The organism is Sphingobacterium sp. xlx-96, assembly GCF_011007365.1.
GTDB lineage: Bacteria > Bacteroidota > Bacteroidia > Sphingobacteriales > Sphingobacteriaceae > Sphingobacterium > Sphingobacterium luzhongxinii.
In genome coordinates this window covers 338322-363352 of record NZ_WFKM01000001.1, presented here as the reverse complement: position 1 = coordinate 363352, position 25031 = coordinate 338322, and the positions used below count along the sequence as shown (strand labels likewise).

The window sequence follows — 25031 nt, the reverse complement described above, 5'->3', positions numbered from 1 at the left end:
AAATTATATAACATATCTGCTAACAATAAGCCGAAATTCGTGTTAACTTACAATAAAGACACTAATAAAAAGCCAATATGCATAAACACATATATCATATACATGGTATGACCTGCGACGGTTGTCGTAGGCATATCGAAGCCAAACTGAATGAGATCGAAGGTATACAAGCAACAGTTTCATTAGAAAAAGAACAGGCCGAAATAGAAAGCGCTACCCTACCAAACCTTCCTCTATTGCAACGGAAGTTAGCTGAGCTCGACACGAATTACCACATTCACGAATACGAGCACAGGCACACCAACAATTCCCCGGTTCAAAAAGAAAGAGCTGACTCAGCAAGCGGACAGTATATATGTCCTATGTTTTGTGAGGGACATGATAAGAATTATCCCGAAAAAGGCCGTTGCCCGGTATGTAATATGCACTTAGTCGCTTTAGAACAAATACACGAACAGCAGCCCAGTAAACATCATCAATCACATTTTTCCGACAACAGCTCATCCAACGCTGGAAAATACTATTGCCCGATGCATTGTGAAGGAGACAAAGTATATGACAAGGCTGGGATGTGTCCCGTATGTGGAATGAATCTGGAAAAAATCCCGGAGGCCACAGTAAAAGTCGTATTCAGCTGCCCGATGCATCCAGAAATACAACAAGACAGTCCAGGCGCCTGTCCTATCTGTGGTATGGATCTCGTTGCAAACCAACAAATAGAAACAGAAGACGACACTTATCAGAATTGGAAGAAGAAACTGATTATCAGCACCCTATTCACCTTGCCCGTATTTCTACTATCTATGGGCGATATGCTTCCCGGAAATGCGGTTAGCAAGTTAATACCTCCCCACATAAATGGATGGATCCAATTTATTTTAACTTTACCAGTGATCTTTTATACCGGTTGGACTTTCTTTCAAAGAGGCTGGATCTCCTTTAAGACCTGGAATCTGAATATGTTTAGTCTGATTGCTTTAGGAACAGCTGCAGCTTTTATATTCAGTATTATTGCCCTGCTGTTTCCTCAAATTCTTCCGGCCGAAATGCGTGCCCATCACGCACACCCACCACTTTATTTTGAATCGGTAGTCGTAATTATCACTTTGGTGATACTCGGACAACTGATGGAAGCTAAAGCGCATTCCAAAACAAACTCCGCTATCAAAGCCCTCATCAAGCTGACACCTGCAGAAGCCATTTGGCTACATGAAGGGACCGAGCAGCGGATAGCTGTAAACGATATCAAAAAAGATTACATATTACGGGTTCGTCCGGGCGATAAAGTCCCAATTGATGGAGTCATTACGGAGGGTTCATCGTCCGTAGACGAATCGATGATTACAGGCGAATCTATTCCTGTAGAGAAAAATAAGGATGATAATGTCATCGGCGGAACCATCAATGGCAATCAGAGCTTCTTAATGAAAGCTACACATATAGGCGCCGAAACATTACTTTCACAAATCATACAACTAGTCAATGATGCGAGTAGAAGTCAAGCTCCTATACAAAAGCTCACGGACAAGATTTCAAAAGTATTTGTCCCTATAGTTATTCTCATAGCAGTCGCTACTTTTATCATTTGGATGTTAAGCGGAGTGGAAGATCGACTAGCCTACGCCATCACCAATGCGTTAGCCATTCTAATAGTTGCCTGTCCCTGTGCCTTAGGATTGGCTACACCGATGTCGGTTATGGTGAGTATTGGAAAGGGAGCAAAAAATGGAATATTGGTTAAAAAAGCGGAAGCCTTAGAGCAACTTCGAAAAATAGACTATCTTATCTTGGATAAGACGGGCACCATAACAGAAGGAAAACCTGAGGTGACCACCTATGAGAATAAAAACGGGACGATAGACAATCACATTCTAAAGGTTGCCGCTTCTATCAACAAACAAAGTTCACATCCACTTGCAGAGGCTATGGTCAACAAAGCTGAAGCTGAATCTATACCTCTATCCCCTATTAGTGACTTTACAAATGTCACGGGTAAAGGCGTATCAGCTACACTAGACCGTACCGCTGTACTTTTAGGTAATGAAGCCCTACTCAACGACAATAAAATTGAAATCCCCTCTCCAACAAAAGATAAGGTAAGTCGATTACAGTCAGAGGGATCCAGTGTCTCTTATCTCGCAGTAGGTAATGAATACTCCGGTTTTATAGCTGTCCGGGATAAGATAAAAGCTAACGCGAAAGAAATAATTTCGCATGTGCAAAGCTTGGGAATAGAAGTCCTAATGCTTACAGGAGACAATGAACTTACTGCCCAGGCTGTGGCCAAAGAAACAGGAATTAATTCCTTTAAAGCAAGACTGTTACCGCAGGACAAGCTCCATGAAATAAAGAGACTGCAAGGAGAAGGTAAGATTGTAGCAATGACTGGCGACGGTATAAATGATGCGCCCGCCCTCACTCAGGCAGATGTGGGCATAGCCATGGGCTCTGGTACCGATGTGGCCATACAGAGCTCGGACATTACCTTACTTAAAGGCGAACTAAGAGGCGTCTCCAAAGCGATTGACTTAAGCCGCATGATGATGCGAAACATTAAGGAGAATTTACTCTTTGCTTTTCTTTACAATGTGATAGGAATACCGATTGCTGCAGGCTTGCTTTACCCCGTATTTGGGATGCTGATGTCTCCAATGATAGCAGCAGCAGCTATGAGTTTAAGTTCGGTTTCTGTGATAGCAAATTCATTACGTCTTAATTTAAAGAAGCTGTAACAAACAGTCGACAGTATGCATTCAAGAAATACTTAGTGACATCCCCTGCCAAATCGGACTGTCACTAAGTACTTGTCTTTTTTGGCCATTTCCTCAATATAAAAGAATCTAAATTGATGAGGAAAGCTACAAAATTCGATTTTATTTTACTACGCAATTGTATTGCGCATAAAAGCGAATTTATGTAGGTTTGTATAAATAAGTAATGTAACCTACTTATTTAAAACAGTTACGAACCCTATTATACTATAAACCGTGAAAAGAAGATTATTCTTAAAAAATGCCGCCTTAATAGGTGGATCCACTTTACTCACCCCTATACTTCCATCCTTTTCCGCTCAACAAAATAAAGTACGGGTAGCAGCGATTGGAATCAATGGAATGGGGTGGTCAAATTTAAATTCCATTATCAAGCACCCTGATGTTGTATGCACAGCATTATGTGATGTCGATGCCAATGTCCTCAAAAAGAGGGAAACCGAACTTGCGCAACGGGGGATTAAGGTACAGACTTTCGAAAACTACAAAGATCTACTCACCTCAAAAGAAGTAGATGCTGTAATCATTGGTACACCGGATCATTGGCATGCGCTACAGATGATGGATGCTTGTAAAGCCGGAAAACACGTATATGTAGAGAAACCATTAGGCAACAGCATAGAAGAATGTAATGTGATGGTGGAAACGGCAAAAAAACACAACAGCATTGTGCAGGTCGGGCAATGGCAACGTAGTCAACAACACTTTGCTGATGCAATCAGTTTCGTTCATTCGGGCAAGCTCGGCAAAATTAGAATCGTCAAAGCCTGGTCTTATGTCAGTTGGAAACAAGGCATCCCTATCGTTGAAGATACGGTGGCACCGTTGGATGTCAACTATGATCTATGGTTAGGCCCGGCAAAGAAAAGACCGTTCAACGCAAATCGCTTTCATTTTGAGTTTCGTTGGTTTTGGGATTATGCCGGAGGGTTAATGACAGACTGGGGTGTGCATATGCTAGACTATGCGTTATTGGGCATGCAGGTATCTGAACCTAAATCAATTATATCCTCGGGAGGAAAATTTGCCTATCCTACCGATGCTTCAGAGACTCCTGACACCTTAAATACAGTTTACGAATTTGACAATTTTAATATCGTGTGGGAACACACCAAAGGAATAACCTTAGGGCCTTATGAACGGGATCACGGTGTTGCTTTTGTCGGCGAAAACGGGACTTTGGTTCTCAATAGGAGAGGTTGGGAAGTTATTCCGGAAAAAGACAAGATGGAAGCAATTCCACTTCAAAAACCGCTGGATAATGGGTTGGACAAACACACCACAAATTTTGTTGAAGCAATACGCCGTCGTGATCCCAAAGCAGTTAATGCTCCTGTAGAGGCTGGTGCCCACATCGCCATTTTTTCTCAGATGGGCAATATTGCCTACCGTGTAGGTAAAAAAATACATTGGGATCCACTCAAAAAGAAATTTGACATCCCAGAGGCCAACACCTTGATAAAAGCAAAATATCACAACGGCTATAAATTAACTTAACACCTTTTAAAGTCCTATTGGGATTCTACAACAAAACTGCTTATTTTTACAGCAGTTTTGTTAAAAATATAAACGAGTTCCCTATTATGAAATTTGGACAAGTAGCAGATCCTTCCCTTATTGATTTTACAATACCTGACACCCCGCAAGAGACCTTTGATTTACTCCAGCGTAATAAACAAGACAAACCCATGGAAGTATATGTGGGCTGTGCCAAATGGAATAAAAATGATTTAAAAGGATTTTATCCTCGGGGTACTAAAGACGAATTGGCCTATTACTCTACCCAATTCAACGCAATCGAGTTAAACGCTACGTTCTATAACTCTCCTTCTAAAGATCAGGTGGAGACCTGGAAACATAAAACACCCGAAGGCTTCAAATTCTTCCCAAAAATACCGCAATCTATCAGTCATTTTGGAAGATTGCTTAATTCGGATGAGAAAGTCGCCGCATTTGTAGACTCTACCGTATTATTTGAGGAAAAACTAGGAATGGCTTTTCTTCAGCTTATAGATAACTTCAAACCCAAGGATTTTGACCGTTTAGAGGCTTTTCTAAAAAATTTCCCTAAGGGTTATCCTTTAGCAGTAGAGGTCCGTAATGAAGAATGGTTTTCTGCAGATATCGCTGAACGATTTTATCAGCTTTTGGAAGAAACCAACAAAACAAATGTACTGGTTGATACGGCAGGAAGGCGCGACATGATGCATATGCGTCTTACTACTCCCACCGCTTTTGTACGCTATGTAGGAGCAAACCATCCCTCGGATTATACCAGATTAGATGAATGGATCAAAACCATCCTACAATGGAAAGAGGCAGGCTTACAACAACTGTACTTTTTTATCCATCAAAATATTGAAGTGGAGTCTCCACTACTAGCGGCTCATTTTATCGAAAAACTGAATAAGGCCTTAGGAATTAAATTAAATATCCCACAAAAACCAGGAGATCAAAAAAACAACACTCCACCTACCTTATTTTGAGATGAAGATAACCGGTATTCATCATATTGCTATTATCGTTAGTAACTACCACAGGTCCAAGAGTTTCTATACAAAGATCTTAGGATTATCGGTTTTAAATGAGACATATAGGGAAGAACGGGATTCATTCAAACTGGACCTGGCCATCAATGAACATTATATCATTGAATTATTTTCATTTCCCACACATGTACCACGCCCCTCCTATCCAGAAGCCTTAGGGCTACGGCATCTCGCATTCGCAGTGGATCAGTTAGAAACATGGATAGAAAAACTAAAAGCCAATAACATAGTCGCAGAACCCATCCGAACAGATGAATTCACGGGCAAGAGATTTACCTTTTTTCAAGATCCCGATGGATTACCCCTGGAACTTTACGAAAGGTAACTCATCACGACCTTGATCGTTAAAAACTACAGATTTTTTCTAAATAGTGTGTCCGAATTCCAAAATAAGCTTTCAGCTCCTGAAGTTTCTTCTTTATTTCCTGCTGCTTTTCCGTATTTATCTCCCGCTTTTCCGCGACGATCATTACATTTTTGGGGGTATGTGCATCTGAAATAAACTGCATGACTTTGGTCTGATATCCGTAGTATTCGAGAATAAGCGCACGAATACTATCGGTCAACATTTCGGCATGTCTTTCCAAAAAGATGCCGTGTCTCGTCATAAAATCTAATTCATTTTTGGCCTTGACCAGTTCCAATTCCCGACGCACCTGCTTATGACAACAAGGGGCTACAACGATAAGCTTTGCCTGATTTTGAATTCCCTTGTAGATAGCATCATCGGTAGCGGTATCGCAGGCATGTAGCGCGATCAACACATCAAGTTTAACAGAAGCCTCATACGCATCGATCGTTCCTTGCGAAAAATGCAGGCCATCAAAACCAGCTTGTCCAGCGATCCCATTACATAACTCGACGAGATCACGTCGATATTCAACACCTTCTACAAAGGCTTTTTTCTTGAGTTCATTATTAAGATAATCATACAACGCAAACGTTAAGTACCCTTTACCAGCTCCCATATCCACAACATTGATTCTATCATCCGAATGCAGATTATTCAGCGAATTACTTAACAGTTCTATATAATGGTTAATTTGTTTCCATTTGTCCTGAGCGGCGTTGTATACTTCACCGTTCTGATCCGTCAGCCGCAAAGCGTGGAGATAGGGCTTGTTAGCAGATCCAATCTTTCGTTTCTTTTGGACATCGTGACTCATCGATTGCGTCTTCTTCGCCGTCGCTTTTTCAATCCGTTCAGACCACTCCCCTTTGTTATTCATCTGGCACACAACATTAGCGTTGGCTGTAAAAAGTGTCGCCACTTTAAATTGTCCCAAATTTAGATATTCAGTGATTTGCAACAAGCCAGCTTCCACCGCAAAGTTCTTCGTGATATCTTTCGTCTTATGACGGAAAGTAAACGACAGGTGCAACTCCCGTTTTATAGACACGAGTTTTACATGGATTTGCTTCAGCCCATTTTCGGTGCCTTGATAGTTCCCCAGGGATAACTTTATGAAACTTTCCTGTGTTATACTTTGTCTTAACTTTTCGATAAAAGAAGATACTGCCATTTTACAGATAATAATTTTAGGCTACAAAGATACAAAATCATTGTTCACTTATTTATATTCTAACTTGGTGATTTAGGGATTGACCGTAGTCTGTTTTTATTGGACTAGGGTTGGTTTGTTGTTGACCATGGTTGTTTCCGATACAACCATAGTTAGTTTACGTTCGACCTTAATTGGTTTCGATGGTTATTACATCATTTTACAATAAACATTCGCCAATGCAAAGCATTTTATCTAAGTTTGAAATAGACTCAGATTTACTATGCAGAATCCAGAAATTGAAGCCGTATTCTTTGATATTGACGGTACCTTACTAAGTTTCAAGACACATGAAGTGTCTCCCTCTACAGAAGAAGCTCTAGCACAATTACAAGCTAAAGGAATTAAAACCATACTTTCCACCGGGCGATCTATTAATAGTATAGACCACGTTAAGTACTTAAACTTCGATGGATATATTACCTTCAATGGCGGTTATTGTGTTTCCAAAGAAGGACATATCCTTTTCAAAAAAGCCATTGATCCAAAAGACATAGAAAGCCTTCTGAGATATGTCGGTGAAAGATCATTGAGTTTTTCATTTATGTCAGAAAAAGAAGTCAGCATACATGATGTCACCCCCGAGATCGCGGGAATGTACGCCCACCTCAACCTTCCAGTCCCACCATTGGTCGACATGAACAATGTAGAGCATGATTCTATCCTTCAGACCAATATCTTCATGGGGCCAGAAGAAGAAGATCAATTTATGACCGAGGTGATGCCCAATTCACTTGCTTCCCGTTGGACACCACTATTTGCGGATGTCAACCCGAAAGGACAAAGTAAAAAAGTAGGTGTCGATATCTTTTGCGAACATTATGGCATTGATCTATCCAAAACAATAGCTTTTGGCGATGGCGGTAACGATATCACCATGCTCCAACATGTTGCCTTAGGCGTAGCTATGGGCAATGCTAATCCCGAGGTAAAAGCCATAGCAGATCATATTACCGATGATGTCGATAATGATGGCATCTGGAATGCTTTAAAGCATTTCGGTATTTTATAAGAACTTTCATGATGACTTTGCATCATTAGGGCCCTTGATGAGCTTGGAAACAAACATTTTCAAAAAAAGAGGAGGCTAATTCTAAAATTGCCTCCCTTAAAAAAAACAACAGTGTACTAAATACGTTTTCGGTTATCTTCCGAGTTGGTATCGATCAATTTATTATAAGGATCTACGCCTACCTCAAATGGCTTTTTGTCCACAAATAGCGTAATTTTATTATCGATCTTATTTATTTTATGTTTTTCCAGGTAGATTGCCTGTTCCGTCTGAAAACCATGATCCGATTTCTTAGGTTCTGCAAAAACACCGATCTCCACATAGTCCGCCAAGGGTAATGATACAATCTCTTTACCGTCAATCGTAGTTTTCAGACTATCCATGGCATTGCGTCCTTCGCTATACACACGCTTCCCTTTGTCATCTGCACGGTACTTTGCTACATTAAATTCAATCTCTAGCTGATATTTACCTTCTGTTATTTTCTTGAAAGTTACTTTCCGCATTGTATTATCGTATAAAGTAATAGTCTCGTACATATCTTTAATAGCGTATTGTAGGGAATCCGGGGTATTTCTTTTCAAGAGATCAACAAATTCTAATGAGGTCGTATAAGGCGCATCTTGAAATGCCACCTGAGCGATATATTGCTTTAAAAATGAATTGAATACCTTCTCACCAAGAAAATCACTCATTGCATACATCACCAACGACCCTTTATTATAGTGTATATATTGCTGATTTTCATTAAACATCAATGGATTTTCCTTCAATTGTTCCATAGTCCGGCCACGTAGATAGCTATCTAATCCTTCTTTAAGGTATTTACGCATCTGTCCTTTTCCATAGGTATGCTCTAAAACTTTTAGCGAACTATACTCGGCCAGAGACTCGGATAGCATTGTAGCTCCTTTTACGTTGGCTCCTATCACTTGATGTGCCCACCATTGATGTGCCAGTTCATGCGCAGTCACCGAATATGGATAATCTACCTGATCAGGATTATCATCATCCACCTTAGCTATAAAACCGATTGCTTCCGAAAAAGGTACTGTATTAGCGAAAGCCTGAGCAAAAGTACCATGCGTACGAGGGAACTCAACAATACGCATTTGCTGAAATTGATAAGGACTAAACTCTGCTCCGTAATATCCTAAGGATTTTTTCATAGATGTCATCATTCGATCCAAATTAAACGTATGATCCTTATGATAATAGATTTCCAGATTAATTCCATTCCACTTCTCTTTCTTAACAGCATATCGCGCAGAAATAAATGAATAAAAATTTAACATCTTCTGATCCATCTTATAGTGAAAATACCGCCGTCCATCCTTCACCCACTCCTTGATCAGATAGCCCGGTGCCAAGGCAATCTGATCCTCAGCAGTACTAATTGTAGTCTCGAACTGAATCCAGTCAGCTTCATTAGAAATATATGTATTAGCTAGCGCAGCGCTATCCGTTGGATCGGCCATACGATCTCGCTTTGGCAGTTTATACTTTGCGCGCACTTCATTATCCACCAATTCGTAACTATCGCTATAGCCGATACTTGGGAACAAGCTATTATTAAGAAATGTTCCATTTTCCAGAATAGGAGATTTATCTTTCAAAAATGTATTTGCTTTGTTCTTCAATACACTTTTTATCTCCATGCTCTCCTTTGGCATTAAAGGTTTACGCAAGGCATAAATATTGACGTACAATAGTGAATCCCGTTTTACCAGATGTGCATCATTACCTATTTCCATATGTTGCAGATCCTCCGAATAGTTGATTAACAATGTGTCGATAGCTACTTTACTTTTGTTTTCAACTTTAAAAAGTACCTCTGCATAATAATTTCGTTCACTTGGATAAATATCCAAAAGGACTTTGGTATCAACAATTCGAGGTTGAGCATGCTTATGATAATGTTTATACTGGCGTTCGTAGGTAACACGTTCCAACTCCTTCTCTATTTGTGATACATAGCGCTCCGAAACATTGTTATGGTAATAAATAGCTCCCCCCAAACTGAGAAACGAACCCAAAAAAACAATCAGCGGCAGGTAGATCGCTGGTTTAAAACGTAGTCTAGCAATTGTCAACCGTTCTTTTGCACTGGATAGTATGCCACGTTTCCAAAACAAAAGTGCCATGCATGTCAGCACCATAGCAAACAGTAACCAATAGATTTTATAAATCATATAGTCCTTAAACATCCCATACCCATTCATGTCGGAATAGCTATAGCCCGGGCCACTATTGAACTTAAATATAGCTTGTTCTACGCCAATCTTAGAAAGCATCGGTACTCCGATAGTAACGAACAGACACAGCATAAATCCTGCCATGTAATTTTTGAACAGGGACTGAACAAATAAGGCAAATAAGATAAGAATTAGATACTTCATCATATCTAAGCCAAAAAGTTCCTTTACATAATTCCCTATTTCAAAGTGATAGTATCCTTGATACATCTGATACATGATCGCCGAAAGCATACTAATTACTAGTACAAGGCAGGTCATTTTTAACAATGCTAAAAACTTGGAAAGTAACATTGTCCAGTTAGGAACTGCGGTAGCATCAATCAAAAGATTCATCCGATCTGTTTGAGCTCTTTGGATGAGCATACCTGCAAAAAGAAAAATCAGAATCTGTAAAAAGAAACTATATACCCCCCCTATTGTATCAAGCATTTTCCAGGTTACAGGGTAAGTCTCCGTACCATACATCTGCCCAGCGGTAGAGGCAACTACAAGCACCATAAGCACTGTAATCACCATAATGACAATAAAAGTCCAATTACGAACTATATACCTAAAGTCGTATTGCGAAATATTCCACGCTACTTTTAAGTAAGAAAGAAAAGAAAAACTGTAGTTAACATCCGATAATTTCACTCGGATAATGCTGCCAAAATTATCTTTGACTACGCGATCACCTTTCTTATTTCGAGAAAACGTAAAGACGCTTTGTGCAAATGAAAATGTGTAATAAACAAACCCTAGAATTAGTGCAGCAGCGCCTAACCATATCAAACGGTTATATAATACTACCCCCATAAATGGTAAATCCTTCGTATTTTGTTCTTCAATAGTCCAGTATTTAGTATAATACTGAATAGGTTCGAAACCAAAAGGATCAAGAAGTGCTACCAGATACCTATTGTCCATATCCTGTGTCAATGTACTCAACAATGATTGGAATACAAATAACAGAAGGACAAAGATAAAGCCCACATAAATATTCCGACTGAAAGTTACCAAACCAAAAACCATTGCGCCAAATAGTATTAAGTTGGGAATAACCAACAGCACCAAGGCCTGTAAATATGCCCAAGCACGCGTAGGACCTAGCAAGTCCTTATTGATACCAGGCAGATACTGGGCTACAACGAACCCAATTATAGTTGTAAAAACCACCAAAATGGTAATGACTAATGCGCTCAGAAACTTGGCAGACAAATAGGTTCCTTTTGTCAGCGGATAGGAAAACAAAACGCTGTGTACCTGATATTTAAAATCTCGATATACGGCAGCTCCTATGATCGTAGGTAGTAAAAAGTATACAAAAGTAGATAGTCCGTTTAAAAAACCGTTTATATTCAATGGTGAATTGACTTTGATCGGACTTGAAGTTGTACCTGTCGCTCCATCAAACATACCTAACGCCGATGCCATCACGAATATCGACAAGATAAAAAAGACAAAGCAATAAATATAAAGGGCCGGCGTATTAAGCCAACGCTTGATTTCAAACTTAAAAATAGTACTAAACATGAGCCGTATCGTTTTTAAGTGAAACAAAATATACGTCTTCTAAAATCGGCTTGGCTATTGAAAAGTTGTCCCCTGGGCTCTCTTCACTATATACGCGTACATTCAGGGTATTGTCCGGGTTATAGTTAGCAAAAATCACATTTTTTTCGTTGCTTAATGCCTCGTACTCGTCTCTCAAAATCACCGTACTCCAGATTTTTCTCCGTAAGGCTTCTTCTCCAGCCTGCGCAGTACCGCGATACAGCACACGGCCTCCATTCACAATAGCCAATTCATGGCACAACTCACGTACATCATCCACGATATGCGTAGAAAATATTACCGTATTGGATGTACCGATCTCTCTCAATACATTCAAGAACCGATGGCGCTCAGCCGGATCTAGCCCTGCTGTAGGCTCATCAACTATAATAAGTTTGGGTTTATTCAATAACAACTGAGCGATACCGAAACGTTGCTTCATCCCACCTGAATAACCACTCACACTTTTCTTCCGAACGTCATACAAATTGGTTACTTCCAGGACTTCTTTCACTATTTTCTTTCGGTCTGAAGCGGAGGATATTCCTTTTAGCTGCGCAAAATAGGACAGCAACTCCTCTGCCGACAAATTCGGATAAACACCAAAATCCTGCGGCAAATACCCCAATACCTTTCGAAAATCCATCTGACTGGCAAATACATCCACACCATTAAACAAGATGGAGCCAGCGTCTGCAGATTGCAAGGTAGCTATCGTACGCATCAAAGAAGATTTACCGGCCCCATTTGGTCCTAAAAGCCCAAACATCCCCACGCCAATTTCTAAATCTATACCATCAAGTGCACGTACACCATTACTATAAGTCTTTGTCAGTTGGTTAATTTTTAAGCTCATATTTTGAATAATTTTGTAATTAGTTACTTAGTTAGTAGCTCGCACGAGGGAAATGTTACAGTATTAAACAAAAATTTACCTAGAAAGTATTAAAAGAAGTCATTCCGATTGTGGCCACAAACCGCTAATTTTATTATTTACAGCTTCTTGTACATTAAATTAATCAACTTTTCAGCCTTTTAACACAAGGCGTTGAGAAGATCATATCCGAAATGTACCATCGCTGTAAAAAAGCACTTTATTTTCATGCCAACATATTGGGCAAACGTGATTCCCTATACGTTTCCACTTATGTAAATGCCTATCTCGATGAAGATACATATCATTTTAAGAGTCCTTTTGTGCTAGCCGCTATATCAAATTAGCTAGGCAATGATGCAAATGAGCCAGAAGATGAAGCAAAAATGGAACAATCTCGAGGCAGTGTCCTATAAAGTGTGTATACCATTAATTAGACTTTTAGATTCCATTACCATCAAAAACAACAGCATAACAGTATTATTTTTAAATAGTTAAAACAAAAATTAAACATCATTGTTATCCTTTTACTTCTGATCTTTTTTCATCACCGATAAATCTTACTCAAAGAACAACTCTTAACAAATAAACTTCTCTTAAAACGCATCAAAAATAAAATCAGAGTTGCTTTTTTAATACTGATCATAATATGAAAGTGGATACAAATACCGTTTTAGAAATGCTATCCCGATTGAAAGGATATTTCCAGAAGAACTATAACTACTGGAATAACGGTACAGATGAATCCTTTAGATCCGATATTTTCAACAATGAGCAGATGATCGATCTCGCTAAGAAATTAGCTAAATCACATAAACTATCGGATAAAAACGTTAGTGATCAACTACTAAAAAGACTGGATGACAATGAAAAAACATTGCTGGAGGTGCGTAACCTACTATTAGAAGGTCTTAAAACGGACAAAACTATAACTCCGGCAGCGGAATGGTTACTCGACAATTTCTACTTTATAGCGGAACAAATTGTAATTGCCCGAAAGCACTTACCCAAAGGATATAGTGAAGGGTTACCTTCGTTAGCAAACGGCATTTCGATAGGGTTGCCCCGGGTATATGGCATCGTATTGGAAAACATCTCACATAGTGATGCATGGGTAGGAATGAAAAGTCTAATGGACTTCATGTCATCTTATCAATCTATCGCAACATTGACCCTTGGCGAACTATGGGCAATCCCTATCATGCTGCGACTTGCTGTCATTGAGAATTTGCGGAGATTAGCTATGAAGGTGGCACTGGACATGATTGACAATAATCTGGCCGACTATTGGGCTTTAAAACTGATGGATACGCTACAGGAAGAACCTAATGATCTAATTGTAACTATCGCGGATATGGCCAAGTCAAAGCCGGAGTTAAATGCTCCTTTTGTAGCAGGTATTACAAGAAAACTTCAGGGGAAGGGTTCGGCTTTGGCACTCCCATTGAGCTGGATCGAACAGCAACTTGGTAGAATAGGAACCAACAGTATGGAACTCATACGATCTGAAAACCAGAAGCAAGCCGCACGACAGGTCTCGATCCGTAACAGCATAGGAACGCTACACTTTCTGGATACAACAGACTGGCATGAATTTGTAGAAAAATTGAGTACAGTAGAACAGGTGTTGCGGCAAGATATTTCAGAAACTTATCCACTAATGGACTTCGCAACACGCGATAGATACAGACACGTCGTGGAATCTATCGCTAAGTCTTCCTCGCTCTCTGAAACGGAAGTGGCAGAAAAAGCACTTCAGCTTTCCAAAGCGGACCATCCTAACAACGATCAAATATATAAAACAAAGCACATAGGATATTACTTAATCGATGCCGGCCGAAATAAACTCGAACGTGAGGTCAATATGCGCTACACATGGAAACAACGGTTAAATAGTACCATTGAAAAAAGGCCTTTGTTTATTTATCTATCCCTTATCTTCTTATTGACGTTGATCGCTGCGGGAGGGATGTTCTATCTAACCTATTGGCACGGTATAAAAAAAACAATACTATTAGCTTGGATTGCGCTTACTTTTTTACTGGGATCTGCACAGCTAGTCATCTCTTTAATTAACTGGATATCCACATTGTGTGTCAAACCAAAATTACTCCCAAGGATGGACTTCTCTTCTGGTATCCCCTCTGAATACCGAAGCTTGGTCGTGATCCCTACACTCCTTCTTAGTAAAGGATATATCGAAGAGCAGCTGGAGGCACTAGAGATACATTTTTTGGCCAATAAAGAAGAACATCTTCACTTTGGCCTGTTGACCGACTTCAAAGATGCACCGACCGAAAGCTTATCCGGAGACCATCTCTTACTTCAAACAGCCTCTGACAAAATCAATGCGCTAAATCTGAAGTATAGTCCGTCTGACCACGATATATTTTTTCTCTTTCATCGTGCTAGAACCTGGAACCCCAAAGAAAAAAAATGGATGGGGTATGAACGAAAAAGAGGAAAACTGGCCGCACTGAATAAGCTGATAAGAGGATTGGGGTCTAACGTATTCTCCGTCATTATTGGCAGATTTGATATATTAACGAAGGTCAAATATGTTATTACATTAGACTCGGACACCCAAATGCCTAGAGATGCAGCCTGGAAGTTGATAGCAACAATGACCCACCCGCTTAACCAAGCCGTCTACAACCGCGAAAAGCAACGCGTTACAGAAGGCTACGGCATTTTACAACCCCGAATTGCTTCAGGTATACCTAAATCTGAAGCTTCGTTGTATCTCCGTATGCAAGGCGATATTTTTGGTATAGACCCCTATACGCAGGTCTCTTCGGACGTATACCAAGATCTTTTTGCAGAAGGTTCATTTATCGGTAAAGGAATTTATGATGTAGACATATTTGAAAAAAGCGTTCACAAAGTCTTTCCGGACAACCGCATCCTTAGCCATGATCTTGTAGAAGGATGTTATGCAAGAGCTGGACTGGTCAGCGATATCTTATTTTACGAACAAAATCCGATGCAATACGAGGCCGATATAAAACGGCGCCACCGATGGACGAGAGGTGATTGGCAGATCGCTGCCTGGACATTGCCTTTTGTAACCACTAGAAGTGGCCGTATGCGAAGAAATAAATTGTCTTTATTATCCAAATGGAAGATTTTTGACAATCTCAGAAGAAGCCTTCTGCCACAGACATTAATTACAATGCTGCTGATGGGTTGGACAATACTGCCCTTCCCTTGGCTCTGGACATTAACCGTATCTTTCATTATTCTCCTGCCAGTAATGGCCGCTGCACTATGGCAACTCCTACATAAACCCATAGACCTCACGCTAAATGCACATCTGAAAGAAGTAGCGACATCAGTAAGAAACACGCTCATCCGCTTTATTTTTGGGATTGCAGTATTACCATATGAAGCATTCGTGTTTACCGATGCGATTATACGAGCCAACTGGCGCGTCATGGTAAGTCGTAAGAACCTATTAGAGTGGACCTCTTCAGCAGCGATCGCCCAACATCCGCACTATAAGTTATTGTGGGTATTCTACAGATCCATGTGGATAACTCCGCTATTGACCGTTATTTGTATTGTTTTGTTTTTATACATCAATTCTAGCGTCTTTTTTGTAGCCTTTCCTATATTGATCCTGTGGATGCTGGCTCCCGCTATTTCTTGGTATTTAAACAGGCCGATCAAAGAAGAAAGTACAACCCTATCAAAGGATCAATCGTTATTTCTTCATAAAGTGGCTCGAAAAACCTGGGCTTTCTTTGAGCAGTTTGTAACCGCTGAAGAAAACTGGCTTCCGCCAGATAACTACCAAGAGCAACCCGTAGAACGCATTGCACACCGTACCTCACCAACCAATATAGGCATGGCATTACTGGCCAACCTAACTGCTTATGACTTTGGATTCGTCTCCAATGGAGAGCTAATAAACAGATCTGGAAGTACGTTAAATACATTATTCTTGCTCGAACGATTTAAAGGTCACTTTTATAACTGGTACGACACGCGTTCGTTGGAACCTTTAAAACCACGCTATGTCTCATCCGTAGATAGTGGCAATCTATTAGGCCATTTGCTCACTTTACGACAGGGACTTTTAGGTCTTGTGAACGAACCTATATTTAGCCAACGAGTATATAAGGGATTGCACACCACCCTAGCGGTGCTTCGAGAATATGTAGGGATAGATGATATGGCAAAAATAGATGAGATGGATAGTGTACTGAATGCCGCAATGAAAGTAAAAGCTACCTTAGCTACTATAAAAACTAACTTAAGCAAACTGCTTGTACTCGTAAACAAATTGAATAATTTGTCTGTCAAAGATGAAACAGCTTATAAAAGATGGACAAGTAGGCTATCTATACAGATCAAATACGCGATTGACGATGTGAGAAATCAAATTCCCTGGCTTGATCTAATGCCAATTCCAGAGAAATTTATAAAGCTCGCTGAGATAGATCACATCCCTTCTATATCATCATTAATAAAGATGCCGGAGCAACTAGCCCGGTTTTGCGATCACTTTGCAGGCATGGAGAACACAGTTGAAGAGAATGATTGGTTAAATGCACTGCAGGAATGCATAATACGCGCAGCCCAGCAGGCAAAAGAAAGACGCGACTTAATCCACCTATTGAGTGACCAATGCGAACAACTGAGTACGGTAGAATATGATTTTCTGTTCGATAAATCGACTAACTTGTTACGAATCGGATATAATGTGGAAGAACAAAAGAAAGAAAACACATACTATGATCTGCTGGCGTCGGAAGCAAGGCTAGGAATTTTTGTCGCTATCGCTCAAGGGAAAATACCGCAAGAAAGCTGGTTTGCACTCGGTCGGTTATTGACACACTTCGGAGGCGAACCTATATTACTATCCTGGAGTGGTTCAATGTTTGAATACCTGATGCCACAGCTGGTCATGCCCTCTTACAAAAACACACTACTGTACCAAACCAGCAGAGCTACGGTAAAACGGCAAATCGATTATATCAGGAAACGGAATACGCCTTGGGGAATTTCTGAGTCGGCCTATAATATGGTAGATGCCGATCTCAACTACCAGTATCGCGCATTTGGTGTCCCTGGACTTGGTCTCAAAAGAGGCCTCGAAGAAGATCTGGTTATTGCCCCCTATGCATCTATGCTAGCCTTATTAATGTCTCCTGAGAAGGCCTGCAATAACCTAAAATTGCTAGAAAACCAAGGATTTGAAGGAGAGCTTGGCTTCTACGAAGCCATTGACTATACCCCTAGCCGCCTATCAAGAGATCGCAAGTATAGCTTGATACAAAGCTATATGGTCCACCATCAAGGTATGGGCTTGCTGTCACTTGCCTACACCTTACTCAACAAACCTATGCAAGAACGCTTCGTCTCCGAGCTTCGGTTTCAAGCCACGCTGTTGTTACTTCAGGAACGTATCCCAAGAGCTACGCTATTTTATGCACACACAGCCGACTTGATAGAAACACACGCAAAAGTAGCTGATGTTGAAATCCGGCACATTGCCACGCCCCACTCTACCATGCCCGAAATTCAACTGCTCAGCAATGGCCGTTATCAAGTGATGATAACCAATGCCGGTGGCGGCTACAGTCGATGGAACGAGATAGCTATAACCCGCTGGAGAGAAGACGCTACTAGAGACCACCATGGTATATTTTGCTATATCAAAGATGTGGATACCGGATTTTTTTGGTCCAACACCTATCAACCGACACTTTATCCGCCCAAAGATTATGGAGCGGTATTTTCACATGGTCATGTGGAGTTCAAGCGACACGATCAAGGCATAGAAACCAAAACGGAGGTTATCATCTCACCTGAAGATGACACCGAAATGCGCCGGATCAGGATTTTGAATAAAACACAATCTATTCGCGTGCTAGAAATAACCAGTTATTGCGAGGTCGTAATTGCTAGCCAGGCTTCTGATGAAGCTCATCCAGTATTCAGCAATCTATTTGTTCAGACTGAAATTGTAACCAAACATAAAGCTATAATTTGTACCCGGAGGCCGCGTTCGGTAGAAGAAAAATCTCCTTGGGTATTTCATCTAATGGATGTAAAAGGTGCCGAGATAGAGGAAATATCCTACGAAACAGACCGAATGCGTTTTATAGGCCGGGGAAAAACCTTAGTCCATCCACAGGCCATGGATACAAAGCTGCTTTCAGGTGCGCAGGGAGATGTTCTTGATCCTGTGATGGCCATTCGATATAGAATCCATATCAAACCTGGTCAGACAGCTACTTTTGATTTGATATACGGGATTTGTGATGGCAACGACGCATGTGAGAATCTAATGCGCAAGTATCAAGACCAACACCTAAAAAACCGTGCTTTTGAACTCTTTTGGACGCACAATCAGGTATTACTACGACAAATCAACGCAACAGAAGGAGACGCTCAATTGTATGACCGAATAGCTGCTTCGCTTATATATGCCAACGCCGATTTACGCGCAGACGAATCTGTGATACTAAAAAATGTCAAAGGACAACCAAGCTTATGGAACTACTCTATATCAGGTGATCTTCCGATAGTATTATTACGCATCACCGATATAGGAAACATCGATCTGGTAAGGCAAATGATCCAAGCTCACTCCTATTGGCAACTAAAAGGACTAGCTGTTGATCTAGTGATATGGAACGAAGACTATGGTTCCTATCGAAATATTTCTCATGAACAAATATCAGCTTTAATACCATCCAGCACTAAACCTGGAAAAGTATACATCCAAGCGGTCGATCAGATTTCATCACAAGACCATATATTTTTCGAAAGTATTGCTCGCGTGATCATATACGATGACAAGGGATCCTTATCCGAACAGATAAACAGACGAGTCCCAGGTATAGCCCTTCCCCCGTTACTGCAAACAAAACAAAAAGTAATGAACAGTGTTGCACCACCAATATCCCTTCCAACTGATCTTCAATGTTTCAATGGGATGGGCGGTTTTTCAAGAGCTGGCAACAGCTACAGCTTTATGGTCGATAGAACCAAAACCACACCTCTCCCTTGGGTGAATGTCCTTGCCAACTCTAACTTTGGGACAGTGATATCCGAGAGCGGGTCGGCTTATACTTGGTTTATCAATGCGCATGAATATCGGATTACGCCTTGGAACAATGACCCTATCAGTGATGTATCTGGCGAAGCCTTCTATATTCGAGACGAGGAGAGCGGCATTTTTTGGTCTCCATCGCCCTTTCCCGCTATTGCAAAGACTGTTTACCGGGTTACACATGGTTTGGGTTTTTCGACGTTTGAATGTATGGAGCAAGGTATATCTTCTGAAATGTGTGTGTATGTAGATAAAGATCTACCTATCAAATTTGTCACACTGAAAATAAAAAACAATTCGGGAAGAATGCGGTACCTATCGGCAACAGGATTCGTAGAGATCATCTTGGGAGATGTAAGATCGAAGACCAATATGCATATTCTATCAGAATTCGACAGCAAATCAGGTGCATTATTATTTAGAAATCATTATAATGCTGCCTTTTCTGACTATGTAGCATTCTTCAAGGTGAATATACCGGGCTTTAGTTTCACGACAGATCGAGCAGAATTTATAGGTAGAAACAAAAATTTAAAAGATCCTCAAGCTTTATACCGGAAGAAGCTCTCAGGAAGACGTGGGGCTGCTATGGATCCTTGTGCCGCTATCCAAACAAAATTCACTTTATTAGAAGGAGAAGAAAGGGAAATCACCTTTCAGCTAGGTGCCGGAATCCATATCAACGAAGTAAATGAACTACTTCAAAAGCTATCTGATACTTCCATAAACGCAAGATCACTGGAAGAAGCAAAAACGTACTGGCACAATATCACCGATACCATTAAAATAAATACACCAGATACAGCGACTAACATACTGGCAAATGGCTGGCTAACCTACCAAACCATGGCAAGTCGACTATTTGCAAGAAGTGGCTTTTATCAATCAGGAGGTGCTTATGGTTTCCGGGACCAGTTACAGGATGTATTAGCACTACTCCATACCCAACCCCAATTGGCTAGGGAACAGATCCTACTAAGTGCCTCCAGACAATTTTTGGAAGGCGATGTACAACATTGGTGGCACCCACCAGAAGGAAGAGGTGTGCGTACACGATGCTCGGATGACCGGCTTTGGTTGCCCTATGTGGTATCACGATACATTGCAGTTACTGGAGACATGGAACTTCTGGACGTCGTGGTTGGTTTTTTAGATAGTCGTCCATTACATATTCAGGAGGATTCGTTGTATGACTTGCCAGTCAGTGGGAATGGATGCGGAAGCTTATACGAACATTGTACAAAGGCAATAGCATGTAGCCTCGATTATGGCACACATGGATTACCATTGATTGGTTCAGGAGACTGGAATGATGGGATGGACCGGGTGGGAAATAGAGGTATGGGTGAGAGCGTATGGTTGGCTTTTTTTCTCTATGACGTGCTTCGCAGATTCGAAAGCATAGCTAAAAACCGTAATGATATTATGTTTGCGGAAACTTGCTCTCGGGAATCTAGCGCCCTTCAATCTGCTATTGAAACTGAAGGTTGGGATGGTGAATGGTACTTGCGCGCTTATTTCGACGATGGTACGCCGCTTGGCTCTAAACAGAATAAAGACTGTCGAATTGATGCCATAGCCCAGAGTTGGTCTGTGCTCTCCACTGCGGGACTTGAAGACAGAAAGATGAAGGCAATGGATGCACTGGATAAACATTTAGTAAACAGAAAACTAAAAATAATCCAGCTTCTTACTCCTGCTTTTGACAGGTCAGATGAGCCCAACCCAGGATATATAAAAGGTTATATACCTGGAGTGAGAGAGAATGGAGGCCAGTACACTCACGCTGCAATATGGAGCTTAATGGCCTTTGCCTCATTGGGAAACAGAAAAAAAACCTGGGAATTATTTGATATGTTAAGCCCTATCACGCATACGTTAGATCTGGCCGCCGTGGATACCTACAAAGTGGAACCTTATGTAATGGCAGCAGATGTCTATGCAAATGAATTAAACCCAGGCAGGGGTGGTTGGACTTGGTACACGGGATCTTCTGGCTGGATGTACCAGTTTATCATTAATTCGCTACTTGGTCTAGAACTATCGGTCAACCGATTACGGTTTAAACCCTGTTTTCCGCTAACTTGGCCATCGGTAAATATCGCTTATAAATACCATTCTACGACTTACAACATCACCCTGTTACAGAGTCTCGACGCTCCTTTCAGTCACTGGAAAATAGATGATCAGCAAGGTGAAGGAGATACCATTCTATTAATCGATGATGGTCTGCTACACCAAGTAGAGGTTGTTATTAATAAATAATTAGGGACATATGACCATAACGTAAAATCTATTTATTACAAACCGACAGAAAGAAACTTTACTAAACGGACAAAAAACATAACCACTAGCATTTAGGCCAGAATTCAGCAGTCCGAAAAATGATAGCAATTAAATTTTATTTTGATAGCTCAACTATATATCGTAATATTGCGATACACAAAGATACTATGGGCGTAAGTAAAACAAATCACTTTACCGATCAGCAAAATAGGATTGCCAACATTGCGAAAGCATTGGGGCATCCTGCACGTATTGCGATAATAGAACATCTTCTAAAAGTTAATGCATGCATCTGCAGTGATATTGTAGATGAACTGCCTTTGGCTCAGTCGACCATATCACAACATCTTAAGGAATTAAAAAACGCAGGTCTCATTAAAGGTAGCATTGAAGGTACATCTATATGTTACTGCATAGAAGAGTCAACGTTCGCCGTATTGAAACAATATTTTGCAGCTATAATAATTTCAGCAAGCAGTACTAAATGCTGTTAGACTTGATTCATAAGCAAATGAATATGAACAGTCTATTTTGCTCTTGCTTTTTTTTGCTCACTTATATCGTAATATAACGATACTTAAATTTAAAACACGATGAAACTATCAGAAATCAAAACAATTCTACCTACACTGGAGAATGTAGCTTTTCAATTGGAAGACGGCTCTTTTGTGCCAGAAAATTTTCATGTGACCGAAGTCGGCCAAATCAATAAACACTTTATTGATTGTGGTGGTGTGACACGAACAGAAAACACGGTCAATTTCCAATTATGGAATGCAGACGACTACGAGCACAGATTGAAGCCAGGAAAATTATTGCACATTATCGAACTATCCGAAAAGACCTTAAACATTGGCGACTACGAGATTGAAGTCGAGTATCAAAGCGGCACTATTGGAAAATATGGCCTGGACTTTAATGGTAAACATTTTATTCTAACGAGTAAAACCACAGCATGCTTAGCGGAAGACGCCTGTGGTATACCGAAACGTCTGAACGTAGTCGAATCTAATTCAAATAGTTGTACACCAGGCTCCGGCTGTTGTTAAAAAAATCTATTATGTATTCAAAGTTAACCGATACTATTTCGTTCATTCAGAAATTGGAGATCAGCCAAGGTCGTAATCCCATCTTACGTCCTTTGGTTGAATACATTCAGCATAGATTGGATTTGGGCAAAGATATAAACCTCAACTTTATATGCACGCACAATTCGAGACGCAGTCACCTATGCCAGGTCTGGGCACAGATTGCAGCAGCACATTATCAGGTACCAAAAGTATATTGTTATTCTGGAGGTACGGAAGAGACGGCACTATTTCCAAAAATCGCCGACACACTCCGAAATCAGGGCGTGGATGTTCAAATTATTTCAGAAGCTCCTAACCCTATCTATGCCTTGAAGTACGATATCAATGCGCTGCCTATTATCGGATTTTCCAAAAAATACGATGATCCATTCAATCCACAGTCTGATTTTGCAGCAATTATGACCTGTTCGCAGGCAGATGGCGGATGCCCTTTCATCCCCGGTGCTGAGAAACGGATACCCATTACCTTTGAAGATCCAAAATTGTCGGACAACACCCCCCAGCAGGATGAGGTATATCACAACCGAAGTTTAGAAATAGCTGCAGAAATGTTTTACGTCTTTTCACAAATTAAATAATACAAACTATGCAGGTAAAAATGAAGTTTCTGGACCGATACCTTACCCTTTGGATCTTTCTCGCTATGGCACTGGGTGTGCTCCTTGGGAATATATTTCCTGGAATATCCGATATGATGGATAAACTATCTATTGGTACAACCAACATTCCATTGGCGATCGGCTTGATTATAATGATGTACCCGCCATTGGCCAAGGTTAAGTACAATTTACTGCCATTAGCATTCAAAGATAAAAAGGTGCTTAGTTTATCCCTGATACTCAACTGGCTGGTAGGTCCAATCCTCATGTTCATTCTAGCTGTTATCTTTTTAAGAAACCAGCCAGATTACATGGTAGGTGTTATTCTCATTGGCCTTGCTCGATGCATAGCTATGGTGATCGTCTGGAATGACCTAGCAAAAGGAAATCGAGAATATGCAGCTCTACTTATAGCATTAAACAGTGTCTTTCAAATACTTTTCTATAGTATGTTTGTCTGGTTGTTTATCAATGTGTTGCCGGCTTATTTTGGTTTTGCAGAGTATGCTATTTCCATCGAGATGAGCGAAGTCATCAAAAGTGTACTGATATACCTAGGCATTCCTTTTTTAGCGGGTTTTCTAACCCAAAGATATCTATCAAAGATAAAAGGCGTAAATTGGTATACCCTTAAATTTCTACCATTCATTTCACCTTTTACCTTATACGCCTTATTGTTCACCATAGTATTGATGTTCAGCCTTAAGGGGGAGCAGATCGTACAGTTGCCTATGCTCGTGCTGAAAGTCGCAGTACCGCTGGTGGTATATTTCATTCTGATGTTCTTTATCAGTTTTTTCATAAACAAATCTATGGGTGTAGCCTATGACAAGAATGCAGCGATATCCTTTACCGCCACAGGTAATAATTTTGAGCTAGCTATAGCGGTAGCCATAGCGGTCTTCGGTATACATTCTCCACAAGCCTTTGTTGGCGTTATAGGACCTCTTGTAGAAGTCCCTGTACTCATTGCTCTCGTGAGAGCGAGTTTATGGCTCAAAAAGAAATATTATAGTTAACTTTTTATACCAAAGTTACGAGATAATGAAAACAACGACATGGATAACACCTGAATATATTAAGGTCATGTTAGAACTCCACGAAATGGGAATAGTCTATAGCGTAGAAACCATGATGGAAAGCTGGTAGGTGGCGTTTTGGGTTTATCTCTAAATGGCTACTTCATAAACCTGAGTCTTTTCCGAACGATTAATAATGCCAGCAAAATTGCTTTTTGTTATTTACTAGCCAAGTTGAAAGAGGATCGGTTTAAGTTACATATCAGCGGGGCTGCAGATAGTTGGTTTTCCCAATTCGGATCGGTCAACATATTCAAAGAGGATTTTAAGAAGAAACTAATTCCAGCAATTACTGCGCCTGTTACTTTCAGTTCCAGCATTCCCGAACCAGCCCTATAGTTAGCTCGTCTAACT

Annotated in this window: 13 protein-coding genes and 1 pseudogene; 11 read left to right on the top strand and 3 right to left on the bottom strand. The window is 40.5% G+C overall.

Translation table 11 applies throughout. The annotated features are described in order from the left end of the window. Positions 1-77 precede the first annotated feature (77 nt). The 4 genes from G7B20_RS01675 to G7B20_RS01660 all read left to right on the top strand — a co-directional run bounded on the left by G7B20_RS01675 (position 78) and on the right by G7B20_RS01660 (position 5645). The gene (locus G7B20_RS01675) at positions 78-2732 is read left to right on the top strand and encodes a heavy metal translocating P-type ATPase (protein WP_164108297.1); all 2655 of its coding nucleotides are present in this window, start codon (positions 78-80) and stop codon (positions 2730-2732) included. Positions 2733-2987: 255 nt separating this feature from the next. Next, on the top strand, positions 2988-4268 hold the full coding sequence (locus G7B20_RS01670; RefSeq protein ID WP_164108296.1) for a Gfo/Idh/MocA family protein: 1281 nt from the start codon (positions 2988-2990) through the stop codon (positions 4266-4268). Positions 4269-4354: 86 nt separating this feature from the next. Further along, positions 4355-5257, top strand: coding sequence for a DUF72 domain-containing protein (locus tag G7B20_RS01665; protein WP_164108295.1), 903 nt, complete (start codon positions 4355-4357; stop codon positions 5255-5257). A gap of 1 nt (position 5258) precedes the next feature. Beyond that, positions 5259-5645 (top strand): VOC family protein, encoded by a 387-nt coding sequence (locus G7B20_RS01660; RefSeq protein ID WP_164108294.1) that lies wholly within the window; start codon positions 5259-5261, stop codon positions 5643-5645. 19 nt (positions 5646-5664) lie between these two features. Here G7B20_RS01660 and G7B20_RS01655 read toward each other — a convergent pair whose 3' ends face one another. Beyond that, positions 5665-6843 (bottom strand): class I SAM-dependent methyltransferase, encoded by a 1179-nt coding sequence (locus tag G7B20_RS01655; RefSeq protein ID WP_164108293.1) that lies wholly within the window; start codon positions 6841-6843, stop codon positions 5665-5667. Positions 6844-7105: 262 nt separating this feature from the next. Here G7B20_RS01655 and G7B20_RS01650 point away from each other — a divergent pair, with 262 nt between their 5' ends. Next, positions 7106-7894: a Cof-type HAD-IIB family hydrolase gene (locus tag G7B20_RS01650; protein WP_164108292.1), complete on the top strand. Its 789-nt coding sequence runs from the start codon at positions 7106-7108 to the stop codon at positions 7892-7894. 116 nt (positions 7895-8010) lie between these two features. On the opposite strand, the gene G7B20_RS01645 is transcribed toward G7B20_RS01650, so the two are convergent. Then, entirely contained in the window at positions 8011-11664 is a 3654-nt protein-coding gene (locus tag G7B20_RS01645; RefSeq protein WP_164108291.1) for an ABC transporter permease/M1 family aminopeptidase, read from the bottom strand. Then, positions 11657-12541, bottom strand: coding sequence for an ABC transporter ATP-binding protein (locus tag G7B20_RS01640; protein ID WP_164108290.1), 885 nt, complete (start codon positions 12539-12541; stop codon positions 11657-11659). Before G7B20_RS01640 ends, G7B20_RS01645 begins: the two co-directional genes overlap by 8 nt. Before the next feature lie 667 nt (positions 12542-13208). Here G7B20_RS01640 and G7B20_RS01635 point away from each other — a divergent pair. The 6 genes and pseudogenes from G7B20_RS01635 (at position 13209) to G7B20_RS19710 (ending at position 25016) form a co-directional block, all read left to right on the top strand. Further along, positions 13209-21887 carry a GH36-type glycosyl hydrolase domain-containing protein gene (locus tag G7B20_RS01635; protein ID WP_164108289.1) on the top strand — a complete coding sequence of 2893 codons (8679 nt, stop codon included), beginning with the start codon at positions 13209-13211 and terminating at the stop codon, positions 21885-21887. Between the two features lie 188 nt (positions 21888-22075). Continuing rightward, a complete protein-coding gene (locus G7B20_RS01630; protein WP_079644337.1) occupies positions 22076-22402 on the top strand; it encodes an ArsR/SmtB family transcription factor in 327 nt (108 codons plus the stop codon). 99 nt (positions 22403-22501) lie between these two features. After that, positions 22502-22957 carry a DUF6428 family protein gene (locus G7B20_RS01625; RefSeq protein WP_164108288.1) on the top strand — a complete coding sequence of 152 codons (456 nt, stop codon included), beginning with the start codon at positions 22502-22504 and terminating at the stop codon, positions 22955-22957. A gap of 11 nt (positions 22958-22968) precedes the next feature. Next, positions 22969-23577, top strand: coding sequence for a low molecular weight phosphatase family protein (locus tag G7B20_RS01620; RefSeq protein ID WP_164108287.1), 609 nt, complete (start codon positions 22969-22971; stop codon positions 23575-23577). An 8-nt stretch (positions 23578-23585) separates the two neighbouring features. After that, complete coding sequence (gene arsB / locus G7B20_RS01615; protein WP_164108286.1) at positions 23586-24617, top strand: ACR3 family arsenite efflux transporter; 1032 nt, start codon at positions 23586-23588, stop codon at positions 24615-24617. Positions 24618-24642: 25 nt separating this feature from the next. Further along, a pseudogene (locus tag G7B20_RS19710) lies at positions 24643-25016 on the top strand (hypothetical protein). The last annotated feature ends 15 nt before the right edge of the window (positions 25017-25031 follow it).

What these genes read in the sequence shown, in the direction of transcription:
- G7B20_RS01675 (WP_164108297.1), top strand. Translation starts at nt 78, where the DNA reads ATGCATAAACACATATATCATATACATGGTATGACCTGCGACGGTTGT.
- G7B20_RS01665 (WP_164108295.1), top strand. Translation starts at nt 4,355, where the DNA reads ATGAAATTTGGACAAGTAGCAGATCCTTCCCTTATTGATTTTACAATA.
- G7B20_RS01660 (WP_164108294.1), top strand. Translation starts at nt 5,259, where the DNA reads ATGAAGATAACCGGTATTCATCATATTGCTATTATCGTTAGTAACTAC.
- G7B20_RS01655 (WP_164108293.1), bottom strand. Translation starts at nt 6,843, where the DNA reads ATGGCAGTATCTTCTTTTATCGAAAAGTTAAGACAAAGTATAACACAG.
- G7B20_RS01650 (WP_164108292.1), top strand. Translation starts at nt 7,106, where the DNA reads ATGCAGAATCCAGAAATTGAAGCCGTATTCTTTGATATTGACGGTACC.
- G7B20_RS01645 (WP_164108291.1), bottom strand. Translation starts at nt 11,664, where the DNA reads ATGTTTAGTACTATTTTTAAGTTTGAAATCAAGCGTTGGCTTAATACG.
- G7B20_RS01640 (WP_164108290.1), bottom strand. Translation starts at nt 12,541, where the DNA reads ATGAGCTTAAAAATTAACCAACTGACAAAGACTTATAGTAATGGTGTA.
- G7B20_RS01635 (WP_164108289.1), top strand. Translation starts at nt 13,209, where the DNA reads ATGAAAGTGGATACAAATACCGTTTTAGAAATGCTATCCCGATTGAAA.
- G7B20_RS01630 (WP_079644337.1), top strand. Translation starts at nt 22,076, where the DNA reads ATGGGCGTAAGTAAAACAAATCACTTTACCGATCAGCAAAATAGGATT.
- G7B20_RS01625 (WP_164108288.1), top strand. Translation starts at nt 22,502, where the DNA reads ATGAAACTATCAGAAATCAAAACAATTCTACCTACACTGGAGAATGTA.
- G7B20_RS01620 (WP_164108287.1), top strand. Translation starts at nt 22,969, where the DNA reads ATGTATTCAAAGTTAACCGATACTATTTCGTTCATTCAGAAATTGGAG.
- arsB (WP_164108286.1), top strand. Translation starts at nt 23,586, where the DNA reads ATGCAGGTAAAAATGAAGTTTCTGGACCGATACCTTACCCTTTGGATC.